21 protein-coding genes and 1 pseudogene are annotated in these 20,054 nt (G+C 54.6%); 15 read left to right on the forward strand and 7 right to left on the reverse strand.

Going from position 1 to position 20,054, the window contains the following annotated elements:
- Positions 1-21: 21 nt before the first annotated feature.
- The 3 genes and pseudogenes from AC0QHF_RS19005 to AC0QHF_RS19015 form a co-directional block, all read right to left on the reverse strand.
- Positions 22-486: a hypothetical protein gene (locus tag AC0QHF_RS19005; protein WP_324705811.1), complete on the reverse strand. Its 465-nt coding sequence runs from the start codon at positions 484-486 to the stop codon at positions 22-24.
- 228 nt (positions 487-714) lie between these two features.
- A pseudogene (locus AC0QHF_RS19010) lies at positions 715-966 on the reverse strand (zinc ribbon domain-containing protein); the annotation flags it as partial.
- Between the two features lie 187 nt (positions 967-1,153).
- On the reverse strand, positions 1,154-1,828 hold the full coding sequence (locus AC0QHF_RS19015) for an MBL fold metallo-hydrolase (protein ID WP_324705812.1): 675 nt from the start codon (positions 1,826-1,828) through the stop codon (positions 1,154-1,156).
- A gap of 68 nt (positions 1,829-1,896) precedes the next feature.
- Between AC0QHF_RS19015 and AC0QHF_RS19020 the strand changes: the two genes are divergently transcribed.
- The 4 genes from AC0QHF_RS19020 (at position 1,897) to AC0QHF_RS19035 (ending at position 6,875) form a co-directional block, all read left to right on the forward strand.
- Entirely contained in the window at positions 1,897-3,405 is a 1,509-nt protein-coding gene (locus tag AC0QHF_RS19020; protein ID WP_324705813.1) for a site-2 protease family protein, read from the forward strand.
- Between the two features lie 235 nt (positions 3,406-3,640).
- On the forward strand, positions 3,641-4,798 hold the full coding sequence (locus AC0QHF_RS19025; RefSeq protein ID WP_324705814.1) for an META and DUF4377 domain-containing protein: 1,158 nt from the start codon (positions 3,641-3,643) through the stop codon (positions 4,796-4,798).
- Between the two features lie 416 nt (positions 4,799-5,214).
- Positions 5,215-5,961: a PEP-CTERM sorting domain-containing protein gene (locus AC0QHF_RS19030; protein WP_324705815.1), complete on the forward strand. Its 747-nt coding sequence runs from the start codon at positions 5,215-5,217 to the stop codon at positions 5,959-5,961.
- A gap of 320 nt (positions 5,962-6,281) precedes the next feature.
- Entirely contained in the window at positions 6,282-6,875 is a 594-nt protein-coding gene (locus AC0QHF_RS19035) for a DUF6940 family protein (protein ID WP_324705816.1), read from the forward strand.
- 385 nt (positions 6,876-7,260) lie between these two features.
- Here AC0QHF_RS19035 and AC0QHF_RS19040 read toward each other — a convergent pair whose 3' ends face one another.
- Positions 7,261-8,742: a BCD family MFS transporter gene (locus tag AC0QHF_RS19040; protein ID WP_324705817.1), complete on the reverse strand. Its 1,482-nt coding sequence runs from the start codon at positions 8,740-8,742 to the stop codon at positions 7,261-7,263.
- A 214-nt stretch (positions 8,743-8,956) separates the two neighbouring features.
- Between AC0QHF_RS19040 and AC0QHF_RS19045 the strand changes: the two genes are divergently transcribed.
- Together AC0QHF_RS19045 and AC0QHF_RS19050 are read left to right on the forward strand one after the other, a co-directional pair.
- Positions 8,957-9,565: an alpha/beta fold hydrolase gene (locus AC0QHF_RS19045; protein WP_324705818.1), complete on the forward strand. Its 609-nt coding sequence runs from the start codon at positions 8,957-8,959 to the stop codon at positions 9,563-9,565.
- A 223-nt stretch (positions 9,566-9,788) separates the two neighbouring features.
- The gene (locus AC0QHF_RS19050; protein WP_324705819.1) at positions 9,789-10,343 is read left to right on the forward strand and encodes a cyclic nucleotide-binding domain-containing protein; all 555 of its coding nucleotides are present in this window, start codon (positions 9,789-9,791) and stop codon (positions 10,341-10,343) included.
- Between the two features lie 132 nt (positions 10,344-10,475).
- Here the strand turns inward: AC0QHF_RS19050 and aroA are convergent, their stop codons facing one another.
- Positions 10,476-11,822 (reverse strand): 3-phosphoshikimate 1-carboxyvinyltransferase, encoded by a 1,347-nt coding sequence (aroA, locus tag AC0QHF_RS19055; protein WP_324705820.1) that lies wholly within the window; start codon positions 11,820-11,822, stop codon positions 10,476-10,478.
- A 99-nt stretch (positions 11,823-11,921) separates the two neighbouring features.
- On the opposite strand from aroA, the gene AC0QHF_RS19060 reads away from it, so the two are divergent.
- The 6 genes from AC0QHF_RS19060 to AC0QHF_RS19085 all read left to right on the forward strand — a co-directional run bounded on the left by AC0QHF_RS19060 (position 11,922) and on the right by AC0QHF_RS19085 (position 14,742).
- The gene (locus tag AC0QHF_RS19060; RefSeq protein WP_324705845.1) at positions 11,922-12,416 is read left to right on the forward strand and encodes a hypothetical protein; all 495 of its coding nucleotides are present in this window, start codon (positions 11,922-11,924) and stop codon (positions 12,414-12,416) included.
- 239 nt (positions 12,417-12,655) lie between these two features.
- Positions 12,656-13,570: an ATP-binding protein gene (locus tag AC0QHF_RS19065; RefSeq protein ID WP_324705821.1), complete on the forward strand. Its 915-nt coding sequence runs from the start codon at positions 12,656-12,658 to the stop codon at positions 13,568-13,570.
- Positions 13,545-13,787, forward strand: coding sequence for a hypothetical protein (locus AC0QHF_RS19070; protein WP_324705822.1), 243 nt, complete (start codon positions 13,545-13,547; stop codon positions 13,785-13,787). The genes AC0QHF_RS19065 and AC0QHF_RS19070 overlap by 26 nt, the downstream gene beginning before the upstream one ends.
- A gap of 25 nt (positions 13,788-13,812) precedes the next feature.
- A complete protein-coding gene (locus AC0QHF_RS19075) occupies positions 13,813-14,019 on the forward strand; it encodes a hypothetical protein (protein ID WP_324705823.1) in 207 nt (68 codons plus the stop codon).
- On the forward strand, positions 14,019-14,390 hold the full coding sequence (locus AC0QHF_RS19080; protein WP_324705824.1) for a hypothetical protein: 372 nt from the start codon (positions 14,019-14,021) through the stop codon (positions 14,388-14,390). The genes AC0QHF_RS19075 and AC0QHF_RS19080 overlap by 1 nt, the downstream gene beginning before the upstream one ends.
- A complete protein-coding gene (locus tag AC0QHF_RS19085) occupies positions 14,356-14,742 on the forward strand; it encodes a hypothetical protein (protein WP_324705825.1) in 387 nt (128 codons plus the stop codon). The genes AC0QHF_RS19080 and AC0QHF_RS19085 overlap by 35 nt, the downstream gene beginning before the upstream one ends.
- Here the strand turns inward: AC0QHF_RS19085 and AC0QHF_RS19090 are convergent.
- Complete coding sequence (locus AC0QHF_RS19090; protein WP_324705826.1) at positions 14,724-15,215, reverse strand: hypothetical protein; 492 nt, start codon at positions 15,213-15,215, stop codon at positions 14,724-14,726. The two genes, AC0QHF_RS19085 and AC0QHF_RS19090, sit on opposite strands and share 19 nt — an antisense overlap.
- A 232-nt stretch (positions 15,216-15,447) precedes the next feature.
- On the opposite strand from AC0QHF_RS19090, the gene mnmA reads away from it, so the two are divergent.
- Positions 15,448-16,617: a tRNA 2-thiouridine(34) synthase MnmA gene (gene mnmA / locus AC0QHF_RS19095; RefSeq protein WP_324705827.1), complete on the forward strand. Its 1,170-nt coding sequence runs from the start codon at positions 15,448-15,450 to the stop codon at positions 16,615-16,617.
- 383 nt (positions 16,618-17,000) lie between these two features.
- On the opposite strand, the gene AC0QHF_RS19100 is transcribed toward mnmA, so the two are convergent.
- On the reverse strand, positions 17,001-17,924 hold the full coding sequence (locus AC0QHF_RS19100) for an undecaprenyl-diphosphate phosphatase (RefSeq protein WP_324705846.1): 924 nt from the start codon (positions 17,922-17,924) through the stop codon (positions 17,001-17,003).
- Between the two features lie 257 nt (positions 17,925-18,181).
- Here AC0QHF_RS19100 and AC0QHF_RS19105 point away from each other — a divergent pair, with 257 nt between their 5' ends.
- The gene (locus tag AC0QHF_RS19105; RefSeq protein WP_324705828.1) at positions 18,182-18,913 is read left to right on the forward strand and encodes a DUF3120 domain-containing protein; all 732 of its coding nucleotides are present in this window, start codon (positions 18,182-18,184) and stop codon (positions 18,911-18,913) included.
- Between the two features lie 164 nt (positions 18,914-19,077).
- Positions 19,078-20,049, forward strand: a complete 972-nt coding sequence (locus AC0QHF_RS19110; RefSeq protein ID WP_324705829.1) for an adenylate/guanylate cyclase domain-containing protein — start codon at positions 19,078-19,080, stop codon at positions 20,047-20,049.
- Positions 20,050-20,054: the final 5 nt, after the last annotated feature.

A 20,054-nucleotide genomic window follows, 5' to 3' on the forward strand; every position in this document is an offset into this window, starting at 1 on the left:
CTATCAATTATCAATTATCAATTACAACACCTGGTGGGTGTAGGCGTGTTGTTTGACGTTATCTTCGGTGCTGACGATGTTTTCGGAGTTGAGGAGGCGCTTGCGTTCCGTGGAGAAGTTGAACTCCCGGAATGCGGTTCCGACGGGAATATGAGATTGGGCGACTTCGCGGCGCTTGTAGGTGCGGGCCGAGGCGATCGCCCGTTCGGCAAATTCGTCGCAGAGTTGGGTTTCGGGGGGGAAGCCTTCAGGAAGGGTGACGGACTCGCCGCCGAGCACGGTTCCCAGGGTCGTCCCGCAGGCGAACTCGTAGGAGGTGGGAATGCCCTTGAGGATGGCTTCTAAGGCCGCCGAGGGGATCGGTTCGGCGACCGTCACCGGCAGGAGTTCCCCATCGTCTTTGATGAAGCAGTGGGCCAAACCCACGACGACATAATCATCGGCGGTCAGGTCGGGGGCGTTGGAAAGTGCGGTGGCAGAGGTCATAGTGATTTTTGAGAGTAAATTTTGTGACGGTTATAGCGCTGCGCGCGGGAGTCGAGAATCGGGAGTCGGGAGTCGGAAAAACTCAAAGCCCCTTTAAATCGAGGTTTTAAGTTTTCGTGGTTCCCTCGAGCAAGTGAACACACGAGCGCTCATTGCCGTATCGGAAATTCTGACTGTTGACACTCTCCGCGAAGACAGCGACGGAGATTCTTCTTTCAACGAGCCGACTTACCCTGACAGGCTTTCGCCAGCCAAGATAGAGGTTGATTCTCCAGAAGCGTTGCCTGCATCCAGTGCAGAGGTTCCGACGTGCCCCGTCGTACCCAGTCCTGAGTTAAGGATGTTCAGCGCGGCATTGTGGTCACTATCCAGCCTGCACCCACATTGGCAAATATGCGTCCTTGTGGATAGGGACTTCTTGACCACAGTGCCGCAACTAGAGCATTTCTGGGAGGTGTAAGCAGGATTCACGGCAATGGTATTTTATCAACAGTCGGGGTGGGGAGAGTGTTAAATTTCAGATGGTAGGGGCGCAAGGCTTGCGCCCCGATTTTAGATTCTCGGAAACGCCCCCAATTCCACGCCTCACGGCCTTTTCCGACTGCCGATTCCCGACTCTCGACTCCCGATCCTTCCGGCCCATTTCGTTACAAGATGTCACAAAAATTTAAAGAAGGGGTTGAGTTTGCACACAGGCCTCCAAGTCCAGGCGGGCGAGTCGTTCGTAGGCATCGGCGATCGCGAATTGTCCCCGCAGAGCCCCGATGCTGGCGCCGGGGCAGATCCAGTGCAGAGTTTCCGGGGAAAATTTGTCCAGGAGGGCGCGGATGCTGCGAATTTGTCGGGGCCAGTGGAAGGTTTTGGCGGTTCGCAGGGGGTGGGGGCATCCGTCGCGATCGGGTAGCAGGTGGCGCCCGGAAAACAGTATACCCCCGTGGACGGAAGTGTAGACGCACGACGAGCCCGGCGAATGACCGGGAGTCCAGATCATTGTCGTTTGGGGCGAAATGGAAAATTCCCGTTCAAACGGCGTCACCTCGGCTTCGGGCAACAGGTAGGCTTCCTGTTCCTGGCACAAAATCCGACATCCCTCGTCCTGCTGGATTTTCCGGGCCTTGCCCATCCCCCCCCGGTGGGTGAGGGCCAGCCATTTCACGCCCCCCCGGTCCCGGACGAATTGTTGCTGAGTCTCCGTCCAAGCGGGGGCATCGATCAAGATGTTGCCCGAGTTTTCTACAATAAAGTAAGCCGTGCCGCCGAGGGTATCTCGATTCGGTGAAAATGCGTAGATATTTTCAAGGACCGGTTTGGGTTGTTTGGTTGCAGGATGCTGCTGGGTCATTGAGATCGTTCCACTGTTGTTGCAATCCGCGATTTTTGATTTTATCTCTCAAATCCGATTATTGAATCATGCTATTATTGCTGCTCATTTTGGGACTGGTGACCTATTTGATTTTGCGTCGGGGCGTCACGCGCATCACCCGCACGCCGATTTGGCTGTTGTGGTTGGTGATGATGGCGCCGGCCCTGATTTGGAGCGCCTGGATGCTCGTGCACGGGACCCAGACGCCGATCCCGTCTTGGCTGGTGGTGATTCCGTTTGTCGCCTGTCCCTGCCTGTACTGGGTGCTGGTGCAAATGGGCCGCCAACCCCCCCCGGAAGGGGAAACCGACGATCGCGCCCCATCCCCCACCGCCGATGCCGCGACTCCTCAACCCGCCATTCCCAAACTGCCGGAAAAAGCCGCTCCCCCGCCGCCGCCGATCACCCCCAAGGAGGAGGAAAAGCTGCGGACCTGTTTTCCCTGGGCGGTGTTCCCGTTGCAAAATTTGGAATATCGGCCCCAGGCGGTGATCTGTCGGGGTCAGTTGCGATCGCAACCGGAAGTCGCCTACAAAACCGTCCGGGAGAATATCGAGGCGAATTTCGGCGATCGCTTCCTGATCGTGTTTCAGAAAGATTTCGGCGACAAACCGCTGTTCGCCCTGGTGCAAAATCCCTACCGCCGCACCGCAGGGCCCCCGAAACCCGATCGCGATTTGTTGACCCAACCCCTGCTGGCCCTGGCTTTGCTGGTCATTACTCTATTTACCACGACCGTCGCCGGAACCGTTTTGATGGGGGTGACGAATCAGGATTGGCAGGCTGATCCAGCCCTGCTGGGGACGGGACTGCCCTATGCCCTGGCCCTGATGGCGATCCTGGGGGTGCACGAGGGGGCCCACTACCTGAGCGCCCGATCGCACGGCATCAAGGTCACGCTCCCCTATTTTATCCCGGTGCCCTTTTTCCTGGGGACCTTCGGGGCCTTCATCCAGACGCGATCGCCGATCCCCAACCGGAAGGCCCTGTTCGATGTCAGCATCGCCGGCCCCTGGGCGGGGCTGCTGGTGACGATCCCCCTGCTGATCTGGGGGTTCGCCCATTCCGAGGTGGTCTCGGTTCTGCCTGAAGAGGCGGGTATTTTGACCTTCAATGCCCTCGATCCCAGCTTTTCGATTCTGCTGACGGTTTTGGGCAAAGTCGCCTTGGGGGACGCGCTGACGGCGACCGGGGCGATCGATCTGCACCCGGTGGCGATCGCGGGATATATCGGTCTGGTGGTTTCGGCCTTCAATTTGCTCCCCATCGGCCAGTTGGACGGCGGCCACATGGTCCACGCGATGTTTGGCCAGCGCACCAGTTTGGCGATCGGGCAAATCACCCGGTTTTTGGTGTTATTCTTGGCTCTGGTACAGCAAGAATTCCTGATTTTGGCGGTCCTGCTGTTCTTCTTGCCCCTCAACGACGAACCCGCCCTTAACGATGTCAGCGAACTCGATGACCTGCGGGATTTCATTGGCCTGATCACCTTGGGGGTATTGCTGACGATCCTGTTGCCCCTGCCCAACGCACTAGCCCAGTTCCTGAACTATTGAATGTTTCAGAAACCGGATTTCTACGGCAATTGGGGATGGGAACCCGAGTTCCTATCAGAAACCCGGTTTCTTTGAATTTCCCCCGATCGCACGAACGATTTGGGGGAAGTGAAACTTTTGGCGAGATCTTATCGTTTAAATTATGGGAGGCAAAGCCGATCGCGACCGGTTCCTTTGATCGGATCGGGTTCGGGTGGGCGATCGCCAATTTTTTTCGGATACAAGGAGTGAAACCATGTTAAATTTGATCGGACGGACGGGCTGTTTTTGGGCGCTGACTTGGGCGATCGCAACGCCGTTTGTTACCGCCGGTCAGGCGATCGCGTCTCAACCGCTTTCGGTCATTTCTGTCGATATCCCCGGAGACACTCTCGCCGTGAAACCTGCCCTCGCTGGAACCTCTTGGACGCTTGTATCTTGGGGCGACCCGGATTCCCCCAATGACCGGGTAGCGGACACCGAAATTACCCTCGCATTTGAAGAAAATCGCATCAGCGGAACATCGGGTTGCAATCGTTTCATGGCATCCTATACCGCCGAAAATTCCAAATTGGAAATCGGAGTCGCGGCCGGGACGCGGATGGCTTGTCCGGGAGAGATTATGAATCAAGAATTGCAATTTTTGGCGGCTTTGGAGGGGGCGCGGGAATACGCGATCGCGGATGGTCGATTGACCGTTAATTATACCACAGATGAGGGTTCGGGAGTCTTAATTTTTGCAGCCGACGGGGGAGCCGGTCAGATGCCGACTCAACCCCCCTCGGTCACTTCCGAAATGCCCCTAGCCGGAACCTCTTGGACGCTGGCATCGTGGGGCGACCCGGACTCCCCCAATACTTTGCTTCCGGACACCGAAATTACCCTCGTCTTTGACGAAGACCGTCTCGGCGGTTCTTCCGGCTGCAACAGCTATACCGCACCCTATACCGCCGCTTCATCCGGGTTGGAAATCGGAATCGCCGCAGGGACGATGATGATGTGTCCGGAAGAGATCATGGATCAAGAATTTCAATTTTTGACGGCTTTGCAGGGGGCGCAAAAATACGCGATCGCGGACGGTCGATTGAGCGTCAATTATACCACCGACGAGGGTGCGGGAGTCTTGATTTTTGAGCCGGCAGAAACGGCGCAGGAATCCGAGAATCAGAAAACCATTTATGTCGCCTCTCAGATGGCTGACTGCGTGGGAGTTGGGCCGCAAAAATGCTTGCAAGTTCGGGGAGAATCGGATGCCGATTGGCACTTGCACTACAGCGGCATCGAGGGCTTCGAGTACGAACCGGGCTACACCTACACGTTGAGAATTCGGGAAGAAGCGGTCGAGAATCCGCCCGCCGATGCCCCCTCGATCCGGTGGATTTTGGTGGAGATCGTCGATCAAACGGTCGAGTGACGGGGGCGACGCCAATTTTAAGATTCAATTGCACGGGGACTGGGAGATTCAACCCAGTTCCCGTTTGCGTTTGAATGGGGAAACGCGATCGCATCCGCCAATTCACGGATCGTCAGAACTTCCATCACTTTACAGAGGGGTAAAATTTCGGATGATCGGATAATAGTAATCGATGAGAGGGCCTCCCATTTTTGCAGGTGCATTGATTCACGGACAGTGCGACTCGACTTTCGAGGGTTCACCCCCCGGGGTTTCGGGTCGCGAGTCACGAGGCCGACCTGCATATTTGGGATATTTCAAACCCACTACTCATTTGAGGAAATCCGGTCAACCTCATCGACGATCGCACCGTCGATCCCAGATCGATCGCGCGATCGCGAAATCTGACCGCCGTTTAGAAGACAAGCCAAGCGACAATGAATAATCTGAGTCAATTTACCAAACATTTCCTGGGTGCGAGTGCCATCGGGACGTGCCTTTTACTGGGTGCGACCAATACCGCCCACGCGGCCAGTTTATACTTCGGGGAAGACGATCCCGATGCGGGTACGAATTTCGCCGGAAAAGCCGAACTCGACTTTCTCAGCAACTTTATCGCCGCCGATACGGAGGATTTTGAGGATTTTGATGCGGGAACGACATCTCCGCTCACACTCGAAATTGGTGGCAATGAAGCCGAACTGGTTGGCGGGGGAGCAGTTCGCGACGATGACTTCGAGGGATTACACGCCATTTCGGGCGAAAAATACTGGAGTTTGACGTTCGGCGAACTGGATCAAGACACCTACACGATCGCATTTGATACGGCTCAATCTGCGGTCGGATTTTATGCCACCGACATGGGTGATGCCGGAGTGAATGACTTCAAACTCAAGTTTTTCTTCGAGGACGGCACGACGGCCATTGAAAACATCCCCCACACCCAAAGCGCCGATGCAAATGCTTACGAATTATTCTTCGGCTACATCAACCCCGATTTGTCATTCACACAAATCGAATTTTTAGCCAACGGTCCCATTCCGGAAGATGGTTTTGGTTTGGATGATATCACCATCGGGCGCCGCGAACAGCTCCGGGCTTCCGTTCCGGAACCGACATCAACTCTCGCACTGTTCGGCGTTGCCGCGATCGGTTTGTTCTGGCGAAACAAACGTCGCGTCTGATAATTTTGACCTCGGCGATCGCCGAGGTCAATCCTGATTTAAGGTGTGAAGTTTAAAGATCATAACCCTCAAGATCGATGGCTTTTGTCCCCCAATTTTTACCGGGTCAAAAGCCATTTTTTGGATTTAAAATGAGAAGGAGAATTGATATCAAATTCGGTTCAATTCCCGAACATCGGGCAACCCTATAAGGTTTCCCCCACGGGGAGCCGACCTCCCACCTTACACGGCGATCGCTCGGCGGTCAAACCGGCAGATCTGATGGATGACCGGAGGAATTTGAGATTAATATGGATGAAACCCGATCAATAAAATGACAAATGTGGAGTGCTGAGATCGACTCGCTCAATTCCGGGCGAGTTCAAAAATTTTCCCTGTTCCGCGAAGAGGGTGCGATCGCCCATTCTGAAGCCATCCGACTCTGGGAGTGCGATCGCGATTTTCGCCGTTTTTTCATCACCTTACTCGCCAAAGTTCCGTTCGAGGCCTATTTCTGGGAAACCCCACCCGTCACCACCGCTTCGGCCGGACAACCCTTTGAATTTGTAGTGGTTGAAAGTCCGGCTTTAGCAAACGTCCCGCCCGACGATCGCACGTTCGGCGACTATTTTGATACCGCCCCCCCCGACAAAGCGATCGTGTCCTTTCCCAGTCTGCACAAAGATGCCCTATTAATCGCCCCCTGTCCGATTATTTCTCCTTCCGCCTACCCCCACCTCGCCAAATTTATCCGGGAAGCCCCGGAAGCCCAGCAACAGGAATTGTGGCGGGAAGTGGGAACCCACCTCGCCCGACGGTTGGGCGAAAATCCGGTCTGGGTGAGCACCTCCGGCTTGGGCGTTTATTGGCTGCACGTCCGACTCGACTCCCGTCCGAAATATTATACGTTTGAGCCCTACAGGCGATCGCCTTAATTTGGGGTGTGGGGTGTGCTCGGTGGGGATTTTAGATTTCCCGACTCCCGACTCCCGCTTATTACAGCACTTTGCGCGGTAATGAGGCACAGCCGGAAAAGATCCCCCCTAACCCCCCTTGGAAAGGGGGGAATCAGAAAGTCCCCCTTTTTAAGGGGGATTTAGGGGGATTCGATCATATCGCAGCAGATAGACAACCGCCATATAAATGAAATTTTCCCCATTCCCCATTCCCCATTCCCCATTCCCCATTCCCCATTCCCGACTCCCGACTCCCGACTCCCAAAAAAATCCCCCGAACGGCTTCGGGGGAAGTTAGGACGATATCCAGAATCAATCACGTCCGTTGGTTAATAGGGGCGGATTGGGATGCCCATGCAATTTTTCAATCCAACTCCGATTCCAGAACGGTCGCGATCGCCTTTTTAGCGTTATCCTGGAATTCGCGGATGTTGACCCGGCTCAGGAGTGCGATCGCCACGACCATCCCGATCGCCTGAACCGCGAACACAGTCCCGTAAGCCAGCACGGGGGCGGAAAACAGGAATCGGCCGACATCCAAAACCGCCCCCCCCAGCACCGTCGCCAGACCCCGCGCCATCGCTTGAGCCAGTCCCCAGGCACCGATGAAGGTACCCGCCGTCTCCGCCGCCGTCAGGTCCAACATCAAACTGATGGCACCGGCCGTCAGGATGCCGGAAAACAAACCAAACAGCAGCAGGGAACCCTTGAGCATCTCCGGGTTAGCGGTAAACCCGGCGCCGATGAACAGCGTCAGACAGACGGCGGTCCCCAGGCAACCCGTCCGCACTGTATTTTTCTTGCCCAGGCGGGGGATCACCAAAAAGCCCGTCGAGCCGATGCCGACGAGGGTTCCGGTTCCGAAGAAAGCGTTCAACTTCGCCGTCTCCGAGACACACATCCCGAACACCTCCCCGCCGTAGGGTTCCAGGACGGCATCCTGCATGAACAGGCTGATGCTCATCACCAATAGAAACGTGAAAAATAGCCCCGTCTGGCGGTTGGCGGTGAGGATTTTCAGGGCGCGGCCGAGGGTGATTTGGTCTTCCCGGTCCGTCACCGTCGATCGCTCGGTGTAGCGGGAAAACCGCTTTTCGACCCCCCAGGTGGAAACCAAACACAGGGCGAAGACGATGGCGGGGACGATAACGAATAGCGGGTTGATGGTCGCCCGCAGGGTGGGGATGTCAGCCGCTCTCGCCCCGGCGGCGGGGCTGTAGGAGAGGATGTCCGCCCCGCAGATCTCCGGTTGGTTGAGAATTTGAGAACTGATGATGGCGCCGACGACGATTCCGATCATCAACATGGACCAGACGATGCTGATCAGTTTGGAGCGGTTGTCGTCGTCGGAGACATCGAACAGGAGGGCGGCGAAGGGGGTGGAACTGGCACTGAGGGCCAGACCGTACAGAGCGAAGACCAGGGCTAACAGGCCGGCCCAGAGGTAGCTGATCCCCGCCATGCCGTTATTTTGGATGCTCTCCCCCAACTGCCAAGCCACCTGCAGGGCGAAGAAAGAGGTGGCGGTGAACAGAACCGCCCCGATCCAGACGTAGGTGCTGCGGTGAAGGCCGAAAATCGGCTTTCCGTCCGAGAGCTGGCCGAACCAGACCCGGGCGGGGGAAACGAACTGGTGCATGGCGATCGCACCGGCGGCGATCAGTGCGGGGACTTTCAGCTCGTCGATCATGACCCGGTTGATCACGCCCAGGGTGAGGAGGGACATGATCCCGAGTCCCATCTGAAACAGGCCCAATCGAAACATGGTCGGCAAGCCGACTTTCGGCTTCAGTTTGCCCTGCGTCGCTTGCGGAGATTTTGACTCCGGTGGGGTGTCGATTGCCATGGCATTTCAAGAAAATGATACGAAGTTTACCATTTTAACTAGACTAGCAAAATGTCGTTCCCAAAAGGAACCGGACGTTCCCGCCGCCCGCCGTCCGGATTTTTAAAATCTGTGCATGGGTGGGTGAATCTTCTGATATCGATGCGATATGATAGGGTGATGTTAACTCCAATTTTAGAGTTTGCATACTGTTTCATATATTTAATTTTCTCAAATGATGAAGCCGAATGTTATCTCCCGATCCATCGCGGTTAAAAATAAAAGGATTCATTACTTGGAGGGAGGCGATCGCGATGCCCCCCCCGTCCTGCTCTTACACGGGGCGAGTTTCTCCGCCAAAACCTGGCAAGAAATCGGCACGTTAAAGCAGTTGGTCGCCCAAAATTATCGCGTCGTCGCTGTAGATTTGCCCGGTTACGGGACTTCGGAAGAGATCGCCTGCACGCCGGTACAATTTTTACTGAAACTCGTGGAGGGGCTGCGGTTGCAGGGGGCGGCGATCGTTTCCCCGTCGATGAGCGGCCGCTACAGCCTGCCCTTCATCGTCGAACACGCCCAGTCCCTGCGGGGGTTCGTCGCCGTGGCGCCCGTCGGCATTTTGAAGATGAGCCAACAATTGCAGGGCAATGACATCCCCACCTTGGCAATTTGGGGCAGCAACGACACCATCGTACCGCCGAGTCAAGCCGACATTTTGACCGAAGTCCTGCCCAATTCCAAAAAAGTGATCCTCAAAAATTCCGGCCACGCCTGTTACATGAAAGCGACCCACAAATTTCACGAAAATTTGATTCGATTTCTCGACAACGTGTCGAAATCTTAGGAGCCAAAAATTGGAGGTGTTGACAGTGGGAAATGGGTGGAAACCGGAACCGGGGAGGCCAAAAATTTGTATCCCGGAACACCGAAATCACGTCGCCCCCGTCCGGCCATTGCCAGCTTCGAGAGAATCCGGCACGGCGACCGTCGGGTTATATTAGAGGAGATCGGAAAGTCGGTCGAGACGGTTGCCGACCGCCACACTCCGCCAAACCCCAAATTTAAAGATGGACGACAGACCCAAAAAGGCACTATTTATTCTCGGTGGATTGGATGACGATGACCTGCGGTGGATCATCTACAAAGGCAAAGTACAAACCCTCCCCGCCGGCGAAACCCTGATTTACGAAGGGCGACCGATCGCGGCTCTCTACATCGTCTTGAGCGGGACCCTGCGGGTTTCGATCCACCCCAACGGCGATCGCGAACTGGCCCATCTATCCCAGGGAGAAGTGGTCGGAGAAATCTCATTTTTGGACAACCGCGCCCCCCTCGCCACAGTCCAAGCTTTGGAAAAAACCCAACTGCTGGCGATTCCCCGCTACGAACTGACCATGAAACTCCGCAACAGTTCCAAATTTTCTTCCCGATTTTACCAGGGAATTTGTCTGTGTCTGGCCAATCGAATGCGGGGGACCGTCCGGCGCCTCGGCTACCAACTCGACGAAGAAGATCCGGATTTGTTATTCGGGGACGACTTCACCCAAAATATGCAAGATTTCCTCACCCTGGCGGAAGCCAAGTTCAACTGGCTGCTCTACAATCTGAAGTTGATCAACTGAGGGAGGGGAATTTTAGATGTTAGATTTTAGATTGTAGGGGCGCAACGCTTGCGCCCTGATTTTAGATCCGGGGAAGAGCGGGAAATGAAAAGTTCCCCATTCCCCATTCCCTAATACCGACTCCCGACTCCCTCAATCGCAGATCGTCCGCAGCGTCCCCACGAAATCCGGGTAGGAAATCGCCGCCGCTTCGGCCCGATGAATGGTTGTGGTTCCCGTCGCATTTAAAGCCGCGATCGCCAAACTCATCGCAATTCGGTGGTCTGTGTCGCTGTCCACCTGTGCACCCTTGAGGGCAGATCCGCCGGTAATTTCCAACCCATCCGGCCGTTCCGAAATGTTCGCCCCCATCTTTCCGAGTTGAGTCGCCATCACCGCGATGCGATCGCTCTCTTTCACCCGCAACTCTTCCGCGTCCCGAATCCGGGTCGTCCCCTTTGCAAACGCCGCGGCCACCGCCAAAATCGGGATCTCGTCAATCAAACGGGGAATCAGATCCCCCCCAATTTCACAGGCTCTCAGTTGAGAATGGCGGACCCGCAAATCCGCCACCGGTTCCCCCGCCACAATCCGTTCATTTTGCAACTCGATGTCGGCCCCCATCATCGCCATCGCCTCCAAAATCCCCGTCCGGGTGGGGTTGACGCCGACATTTTCGACCGTCAAATCCGACCCCGGGACGATCGCCGCGGCCACCAGCCAGAACGCCGCCGAACTGATATCGCCGGGGACCACCACCGCCTGACCTTTCAACTGGGCCGGTCCGGTCACGGTGACGCGGCAGGCGTCCGGATCGACGCTCAATTCGGCCCCGAACGCCCGCAACATCCGTTCGCTGTGATCCCTCGACAGGGCCGGTTCAGTGACCGTGGTGGACCCCTCAACCATCAATCCGGCCAATAAAATACAGGACTTGACCTGAGCCGAGGCGACGGGGGAATGGTAGTGGATCGGTTTCAACTTTCGGCCCCGGACCGCCAGCGGCGCGAGGGATCCCCCCCGGCGCCCCCAGATGGTCGCCCCCATCTCCGTCAGGGGCCGGATCACCCGGTCCATCGGCCGTTTGACCAGGGAACTGTCCCCGGTAATGGTAAACAGGCGATCGGGGTGGGAGGCCAAAATGCCCAACATCAACCGCATGGTGGTGCCCGAGTTGCCCGCATCCAGGACGCGATCGGGTTCCTGTAACTGCCCGAGTCCGCACCCCTTCACCTCCACCCGCTCCGAATTCAACTCGGAAATTTCCGCCCCCAGGGCCGAAAAACAACGGGCGGTACTGCGCGGGTCGGCCCCCAGGAGCAGGCCTTCGACGGTGGTGACTCCCTCCGCCAGGGCGCCCAACATCAGGGCACGGTGGGAGATGGATTTGTCGCCGGGAATGCGGATTCTGCCGTGGAGGGACGGACCCGATTGGGGGGGCTGTATCTTGAGCTGCTGCTGGCTTTCGAGATTTTCTAGGGTGACAACCGTGGATGGCATTAGGATAGATTGAGAAAGGATACGACGATGCGATCCTATCGCTTTCCTCGTCCCGAATTTCGACCGGGACCGGAAATCATCACGACGGAAAGATATCTTATGCTCACCCACCACCGCAAGCCCGTTAGTTTATCTTGGATTTCCACCGATTTACCGCTGCGATCGCACATTGAGACGGCGGCGACGCTGTACCAGAAAGACAAACAGCAATTTCACTTTCTGCTCCACGAACCCGAGCTCTGTGCAGGGGAATTTGAAGGGAAAGATGACGTCGCGGCGGACGGGACGTCTCAGACTCGCCCCTCCCGCCTGCTGTGGCTGGAAGTTTCCCCCTACCGGGCGGTAATGACCATGCAGGGAAACGGCCATTTCAGCTACCGCCACCTCTGGCAAAAGGGGATGTACGGGTTGAGCCGCTACTACCTGCACGGCGCCTCCGGCTCGTTGCCCAACCAGCTCCGACTCCGCAATTTTACCCGAGATTTGACTGTGGTGGGTTGCGCCCTGCCGGAATCGTTGCGGCTCGAATACGAATTGTGGTCGGAAAAGGTGCGGCTCGGACACTACGTTTTACTGCTGAAAATTCACCACTGATCTGGGAGGTACGGCGGCGGTGCGATCGCCGATATCGACCGGGGTTTTCAGGTGGATTCGCCGAGTTCAAGTTGACCGGATCGCGATTGGCTTACCGTCACCCATCCTCGTCGGTTTCGCCAAAAACAGGGATCAGTCATGTCAATGATGAAGAAATACTTAACTTCACAGATGACAGCAAAATCAAGGATACAATATAAACATTGATATTGTCTTCTAAATTTCAGGGTATCGATTTCATGGATAATTATATCCGAGAAAGCGGTGGACTCCTGCAAATACCGCATGGGGATCTGAAAAAGAGAATCGTCCAACACCAATTATTTGGGCTGGATTATCTACAGGAACATCTGTTCCAATTTTGTCGATCTGTAATGAGGGCAGATGCTCCTAGAATTAAAAACTTTGTTTTTTACGATCTAGTCCCTTCAGTGCTTCTCTTTGGCCCACCAAATACGGGTAAAACAACTCTATGTTATTTACTGTTTGATCGCCTAAAAAAAGAGGTCGATAACGAGATAAACTTTTATACGATTGATGTCGGAAAGATGCTAGATCCGGCTCTAGGACAGTCATCTCGTAATCTGGAGCAAGCATTTGAGGAACTACGAAAAGTTTGTGCTAAAGGTTCCTTTGCATTTCTCGTCTTGGATGAGTTAGATTCCTTTTGTATGAGTCGTAGTCGGGTTCAAGAACATGATGCTATCCGCCGAGCCATGACAACTTTAATGCTGGAGCTTGACAAATTGCATCCATCCTCAACTCAAAAGCTTATTTTATTTGGAATTACCAATGTAGACAGTTTGATAGACACGGCAGTGGTGCGACGTTTTTCACTCAAGCGTCTTGTCGATCCGGAACTTTCTATTGATGATTTTTTTGCTTATATAAAATATTTGAGTAAACCGATCGAATACAAGCCGCAAGAAGATGAGTTAAAACAACTCTATGAAGTCTATCGACATCGAAATTTTAAACCGGGCGACATTAAAAATGTTTATAAAATTTTATTTATCGATCTAATTTGCCAAGACAAAAATCAACCTGATCGTGAACAATTTATCAAAGATAGGTTGTTGAAGCTGTTTAAGGAAGAATTCTCAACTGAAGAGCATTTGGCTGGAACTTATGGAGGCTTTACAAATGGTAGATAGAAAATGGGAAACAGATGAAGATAGAATGATGAATCGACTGGAAGCTCACAGAGACTTCATTACTTGGTTGATTAAAAAACTAAAAGCGGAGGGTATAGAATGCGATAGAACAACCGGCAACGATCCGAATGGTGACATATTGTACTACAATCCTGAAGATGAAGAAAAAGTCAAAAAAATTGTTCGAGAAATAAATTCAGAATACAACTCGGACTGATAAAATTTGATAGGATGTTACAGATATGCCGTTTATCGAAATCAAAGTTCGCAAACAGATTGACTCTACCTTGGCAAAAAAGATTATTAACAAAGATTGTGTGTCAGCCGTGTTGACAACAGGAAAAATAACAGGTCCAGCCAAGGATCTTTTTCGTGAGAATGATATAGCATATGCGGAAAATGTCCCCGAAAAACTTTTCATGGAATCCGAGGCTCAGGAGGAAGGCTAATGGCGCTTGATATTTCATTTTATTCTCAAGATATAAATCGTGTCAATACCATCGACATTTCCGATGATTTTTATGAATGGTTGGCTAAATCAGAGTTTTCCAAAATCGGTGTAGCTGAAAAGAAAGACATAGAAATAGATGGTGAACCGGAACAAGTTGATGTCGTTGTCCTAGACTGGGAAACTCGTCGCAAGTATAGCGATTTCTTTCGCGATGAAATTGTCAAAGAAGGTGACAAGGTGTTAGAGCAATTGGGAGATTCACCCTCGAAGGAGGAATATTCACCATTTTATTCTCGGCTCAAACTGTTGCAAGATCTGCGAAAACAGATAGAAAATGAAACCATCAAATATTTGGGTCGTTTGGAATAAAATTTTGCAGAAACTTGCCGAGCAGGATGGGATTTCGACGGATCAATTTGTGACGCTGGCGATCGCCGAGAAAATTTCGGCGTTGACGGCGGAAAGTTACCTGCGAAAACGGGCCCGGCGGAGCGATCGCTCGAAATACGAAGCGGTTCGGGCGAAAATACCCGACACAAACCGGAGCGATCGGAGGGATCGCCACCAGCGGAATCATTGTAGTTGGCAACCGAAAACAAGGGTTCGATCCGAACCCAATGCCAACTCAGATCACATCCGGTTGATGACCTCGAATGCGAAAACAAGGCTCCCGCCATACCGCAGGTTGGCGGCGGGAGTCTGTCAATTGGTCGGGCAATAACTGATCAGTTGCTGGGTGAGGGCATCGGTGCGATCGGCTGCTTGGTTGGCGGCTTCGGTTGCTTTTTCCATGCGTTCTTTGGCTTGGTTGAGTTGCTGGCGTCCATCGAAGCTCACCGGGATCGTCTCCCCTATCTTCAAAACTTGACCCATGTCGTCCAGGGCTTTGGCCATCTCGCCGAAGTTCTCCCCGTAGCCGGTTTGCATCTCTTTGAGGGTCTGATTTCCCAAATTGAGGCTTTTCATCTGCTCGGCGATCCCCTCCAGTTCTGTGGCCAACTGTTTGGTGGTCGCGGCATCGAAGCGATCGCGTTTGGCGGTAATGAGGGAATTGCCCCGGTGGACGACATCCATGAGTTTGGTGCACTGGGCCGATTTCGTCCAGGTACACCCGGTTACGGTACTCAACAGGAGGCCGAACGCCAACCTGGAAAGGATTTTACGAGAGAACGGTAGAGTTTGCGATCGCGCCACGGCAGTTAAATTTTGTTTCGATAAGGTTTCGGCTACCGATTATTCCAAAAAATGTCCCGGATTGCAAGTTTGAGGGGTCGGCATGGGGTCGTCGGTACGAGTCAAGAAATGTTACAATGATGATTCAAAAACGGATCGGATGATATCGGCGATCGCTCGCCGTGTCATTGTCAGCCGCTGAATCCGATGGGGAACTGATAGATATATCCCGTTCTCAAATGATGGGTTGAAAATGGGAGGGGCATCAACCCCGACTCGGAGAAAACTCGTCCGATGTCAATATTTGAATTTCCAAAAGTTGCGGAGGTTATTGATGAAAAAAATTGTGGTCGGTCTTTCCGGTGGCGTTGACAGTTCCACCGCCGCGGCGATCCTCCACCATCAGGGTTACGAGGTGGAAGGTTTGACGCTGTGGTTGATGCGGGGCAAAGGTCAGTGCTGTTCCGAGGGAATGGTCGATGCGGCCCACATTTGCGAACAACTCGGCGTCCCCCATCACATCGTCGATAGCCGGGATTTATTTCAAACGGAAATTATCGATTATTTGGTGGAAGGATACGGCTCCGGAATCACCCCCCTACCCTGTTCCCAGTGCAACCGGGCGGTCAAGTTCGGCCCGATGTTGAATTATGCCCGCACCGAGTTGGAGATTCAACAGGTGGCGACGGGTCACTACGCCAGAATTTCCTACGATCGCGATCGCGATCGCTACCAGTTAAGACGGGCCGTCGATCGCGGCAAAGATCAGTCCTATTTCCTTTACGATCTCACCCAAGAATTGCTCTCGGGAATCGTCTTCCCCTTGGGGGAAGTGGAGAAGTCCGAAACCCGCAAAATTGCCACCGAATACGGGTTGAAAACCGCCGATAAACCGGAAAGTCAAGACCTCTGTTTGGTGGAGGCTAACGGCTCCATGCGGGCGTTTTTGGACAAGTACATCACGGGTCAAAAAGGCGACATTGTGGATGCCGAAGGCCGGGTGTTGGGGCGGCACGACGGCATCCACCACTACACCATCGGCCAGCGTCGGGGCCTGGGCATTTCGGCACCGAACCCGCTGTACGTCATCGGCATCGATCCGGGTCGAAATCGGGTGATCGTAGGCGATCGCGACAGCGTCACCCAAACCGAGTGTACCGTCCGGCGGGTGAATTGGGTATCCGTCGCCCCCCCCACTGCGCCGATCCGGGCAGAAGTCCAAATCCGCTACCGCACCAAGCCGTTGCCGGTGACGGTGGTTCCCTTTTCTTCGGAGGACGAGGGCGAAGCCGCTCCGAAGGTCGGATGGCGGGTGAAACTGATTTTTGACGATCCCATTTTCGGCATCACCCCCGGTCAGGCGGCGGTCTGGTACGACGGCGATTTATTGCTGGGCGGCGGGGTCCTCGAACGGCCGAATTGAGAGGAGAGAGGAGAGAGGAGAGAGGAAAGAGAAATTCTGGAGTCCCCTGACTTCTCCTCTGTGTAAATAGGCCGGCGCTCGTTGCTATAATTCTCCGGATTTGATATAGCAATTTTCAAGTCCGCGAGGTACGCTTGCAAATTCAAAATCCCCCTTTTGAAGGGGGATTTAGGGGGATCGTCCGTCTCTCAAAATTCAAAGTCCCCCTTTTGAAGGGGGATTTAGGGGGATCGTCCGTATCTCATCGGATCGAAAACTGCTATATAGCAATGAGCGCTGGCGTGAGTTCTGTTCGGAAGACAGAATCCGAAACCCCCATGTCAAGGCAGTTTCTATTCCCTACACCCTACACCCTACACCCTACACCCGCACGCAGCGCTATATTATCGATTCTGCAAAACGCCCCCAAAAACGGCGGCCAAAATCGCCACGCCGAAGGCCAGCCGATACCAGACGAAGATCCAGGTGCTCCGGGTTTGCAGGTAGCGGATCAGCCACGCGATCGCCAAATAAGAAAATACCGCCGAAGAAATCAAACCGGCCACCAACGCGGCTGGACCAATATTCGTCAAACCGCTGTCGATCAACCCCTTCAATTCCACCAACCCCGCCAGGGTAATCGCGGGAATCCCCAACAGGAAGGAAAAGCGGGCGGCGGTGGCTCGTTGGAGTCCCATGAACAACCCGGCGGTGATTGTGGAACCGGACCGGGAGACGCCGGGAATCAAGGCCAACGCCTGGGCGAATCCCATCAACACCCCGTCTTTGGCGTCGAGTTGTTCAAAGTTGCGTTTTCGGGCGCCAATTTTTTCGGCTAGTCCCAGCAGGATCGCCATGACGATGGAGGCGATCGCGATCGCGACGGTACTCCGCAGGGGGGAATTGTCGAAGTCGGGGATAAAGATTTTGATCAGCAACCCGAAAAAGACGATCGGCAGGGTTCCCAAGGCGATCCCCAAAGCCATGCGAAAGTCGGGGGATTGGTAGTCGGATTTGGCGATCGCCCGCACCGATCCCATTGTCACCTGTTTGAGATCGGCCCAAAAGTACCATAACACCGCCGCGATACTCCCGAGTTGGATGACGGCGGTGAACGCCACCCCCGGATCGCCCCACCCCAGGGCCACGGGAACCACTTTCAGGTGGGCGGTGCTGCTGATCGGGAGAAATTCGGTCAAGCCTTGCACCAGTCCCAATATGACGGCTTGGAAGATATTAATTTGAGATTCCGCCGGGACGCCGGGAACCTCCACCGTCCCTTCCGTCACCACGTCGGCGAGGAGGGGAAAAAAAGCCTGAAACGGCATCGCCGAGGGCAATTGGGTCGTTAACTCCATGTTTGAATTGACAGCCTACAAATTGCCACAAATTTAGCATTTCCGCCCCCCGAACGGCGAGATCGGCCGGGGCGATCGCGACACAAATCTTAAAAAAAGTCGAAGTCATACCCCCCCGGGGGGGATAAAAAAAACCGTGTTATAATGAAATCAGGATGCCCCCCCGGGGGATAAATCCTGTGATATCTTAAATAAGATGAACTAAAGTAACAAATCTTAAAGTAACCTTGTTTAGCAATATTCTACTGGCATACATCCTGACAACAACTCAGCCCACCTGGCCCCAGAAGGAGCCGGGGGTGGCTTTGATGAGAAAAGTTCGGGAGAGTCGGCGGTGGCTTCCCTTCGCGATCGCCGTCTTTTTAGTTTCCGTCCCGGTGTTCTTCCAAGCCCCCCTCGTCCGCATCTGGCCGATGTTGAGCATGGTCCTGACGGGGGGATGGCTGGGGGCCAGCCTCTACCTGCTGCGGCGGAAAGAAACCGAGTTGTGGGGGGATCTGCTGCTGGGGTTTAGCTGGAGTTGGCTGACGGGTTCGATTTACTGGGGTTGGCTGCGGTGGGAACCCCTGCTGCACCTGCCGGTGGAGGCGATCGGGGTTCCCTTCGCGATCGCCTGCCTGTGGCGGGGGTGGGGCAAAGTCGGGAACTGGTTTTATCTGGGTTCGCTGTTCGGGACCGGCGTCACCGACGGATATTTTTACATCGCCGGACTGATGCCGAGTTGGCGGCAGTTGATGCAGGCGGACCCGTCGATGGCGATGCCGATTTTCCAGGATGCGATCGCCCGCGTGAGTACCCCCTGGGGCATCAGTTGGGCCGTGGGGTTGGCCCTGGTGCTGTTCGGGGTGGGCGTGTTTCCGCTGCAGTCCAAAGAATCCCACTGGTGGGTCTTCGGCGGCGCGGTTTTGAGTACGATTTTGGTGGACAGCCTGTTTTTGGTCGCGGCCTGTTTCGCGTGAAAGAAAAGGGGGCGGGCGATCGAAGTCAAAATTCAAGTTCGACTATGATTGAGAGGCGGAGTTCGACCCACGGCGATCGGCGATGGGGATGACCCCTCAATTCCCGTGAGTTTTCGACCTTCGAGATCCGAATTGTTGAAGCCTCGTATCTTTCGCGGACGACTGTGACCTCAGAACTCACCCCTCACCTGCTCGTGCGAACCGAAGTCGGCCACCGCTACCTTCCCCTGATCGGGAAAAGCTACTGGACTCTGGGACGGGGTAGGGACAATAATATCGTATTGCGCGATCGCTGGATCTCCCGAAATCACGCCATGTTGCAGCAGATGGACCGGGGGGAATTTTTTTTGATCGACCTGGGAAGTCGCAACGGTTCCTTCGTCAATGATCGCCGCGTCACCATCCCCGTTTCCCTCAAAGATGGCGATCGCATCCGTTTCGGAGGGACCGAATTGGAATTTCACGCCCCTTCCCCTTCAGAAGACTGCCGCACCCCGGAAACCGACGCTGAAGACTTCACCTCCACCCTCAAATTCCGCTGTCTGGTGTCCGTGATGGTCATGGATATCCGGAATTTTCCGACCCTGACCCGTCAACTCGACGAGGAAATTTTATCCGAAGTCATGGGGGTTTGGTTTCGCCAAGCTGGACAGATCGTCCGAGATCACGGCAGTTGGGTCGATAAATACATCGGCAACGCCATCATGGCCGTCTGGTTCCACGGGACCCGGGAGGTCAACCCCCAAGAACTGTTGCTGCTGTTTTCGGCCGTCAGCAACTTGAACCGAGTCGCCGTCCGCCTCACCCACACCTATTCCCTCCCCCGCCCCTTTCGGGTCAGTGCGGGGGTGAACACGGGTTACGGCATGGCGGGCAGTCGGGGGGGGGAAGACACCTCCGAATATACCGCCCTCGGCGATACCGTCAACGCCGCCTTTCGCCTGGAATTATCGACCCGGGAAATCAACCGGGACATCGCCGTGGGAGAGACGACGTACCGATATTTGACCGCGTTGAATCCCGGCCCCACCTTCCCCGCCTATACCCTGCAACTGCCCGGTGATGATGCCCCCACCGTGGCTTATGCGGGGGAGTTTGCGGCGATCGACGCTTTTTTGGGGCAGGCGGACGCTTGAGGTGG

It is taken from the genome of Lyngbya sp. CCY1209, from assembly GCF_055795065.1.

What these genes read in the sequence shown, in the direction of transcription:
- AC0QHF_RS19005 (WP_324705811.1), bottom strand. Translation starts at nt 486, where the DNA reads ATGACCTCTGCCACCGCACTTTCCAACGCCCCCGACCTGACCGCCGAT.
- AC0QHF_RS19015 (WP_324705812.1), bottom strand. Translation starts at nt 1,828, where the DNA reads ATGACCCAGCAGCATCCTGCAACCAAACAACCCAAACCGGTCCTTGAA.
- AC0QHF_RS19020 (WP_324705813.1), top strand. Translation starts at nt 1,897, where the DNA reads ATGCTATTATTGCTGCTCATTTTGGGACTGGTGACCTATTTGATTTTG.
- AC0QHF_RS19025 (WP_324705814.1), top strand. Translation starts at nt 3,641, where the DNA reads ATGTTAAATTTGATCGGACGGACGGGCTGTTTTTGGGCGCTGACTTGG.
- AC0QHF_RS19030 (WP_324705815.1), top strand. Translation starts at nt 5,215, where the DNA reads ATGAATAATCTGAGTCAATTTACCAAACATTTCCTGGGTGCGAGTGCC.
- AC0QHF_RS19035 (WP_324705816.1), top strand. Translation starts at nt 6,282, where the DNA reads ATGTGGAGTGCTGAGATCGACTCGCTCAATTCCGGGCGAGTTCAAAAA.
- AC0QHF_RS19040 (WP_324705817.1), bottom strand. Translation starts at nt 8,742, where the DNA reads ATGGCAATCGACACCCCACCGGAGTCAAAATCTCCGCAAGCGACGCAG.
- AC0QHF_RS19045 (WP_324705818.1), top strand. Translation starts at nt 8,957, where the DNA reads ATGATGAAGCCGAATGTTATCTCCCGATCCATCGCGGTTAAAAATAAA.
- AC0QHF_RS19050 (WP_324705819.1), top strand. Translation starts at nt 9,789, where the DNA reads ATGGACGACAGACCCAAAAAGGCACTATTTATTCTCGGTGGATTGGAT.
- aroA (WP_324705820.1), bottom strand. Translation starts at nt 11,822, where the DNA reads ATGCCATCCACGGTTGTCACCCTAGAAAATCTCGAAAGCCAGCAGCAG.
- AC0QHF_RS19060 (WP_324705845.1), top strand. Translation starts at nt 11,922, where the DNA reads ATGCTCACCCACCACCGCAAGCCCGTTAGTTTATCTTGGATTTCCACC.
- AC0QHF_RS19065 (WP_324705821.1), top strand. Translation starts at nt 12,656, where the DNA reads ATGGATAATTATATCCGAGAAAGCGGTGGACTCCTGCAAATACCGCAT.
- AC0QHF_RS19070 (WP_324705822.1), top strand. Translation starts at nt 13,545, where the DNA reads ATGGAGGCTTTACAAATGGTAGATAGAAAATGGGAAACAGATGAAGAT.
- AC0QHF_RS19075 (WP_324705823.1), top strand. Translation starts at nt 13,813, where the DNA reads ATGCCGTTTATCGAAATCAAAGTTCGCAAACAGATTGACTCTACCTTG.
- AC0QHF_RS19080 (WP_324705824.1), top strand. Translation starts at nt 14,019, where the DNA reads ATGGCGCTTGATATTTCATTTTATTCTCAAGATATAAATCGTGTCAAT.
- AC0QHF_RS19085 (WP_324705825.1), top strand. Translation starts at nt 14,356, where the DNA reads ATGAAACCATCAAATATTTGGGTCGTTTGGAATAAAATTTTGCAGAAA.
- mnmA (WP_324705827.1), top strand. Translation starts at nt 15,448, where the DNA reads ATGGGAGGGGCATCAACCCCGACTCGGAGAAAACTCGTCCGATGTCAA.
- AC0QHF_RS19100 (WP_324705846.1), bottom strand. Translation starts at nt 17,924, where the DNA reads ATGCCGTTTCAGGCTTTTTTTCCCCTCCTCGCCGACGTGGTGACGGAA.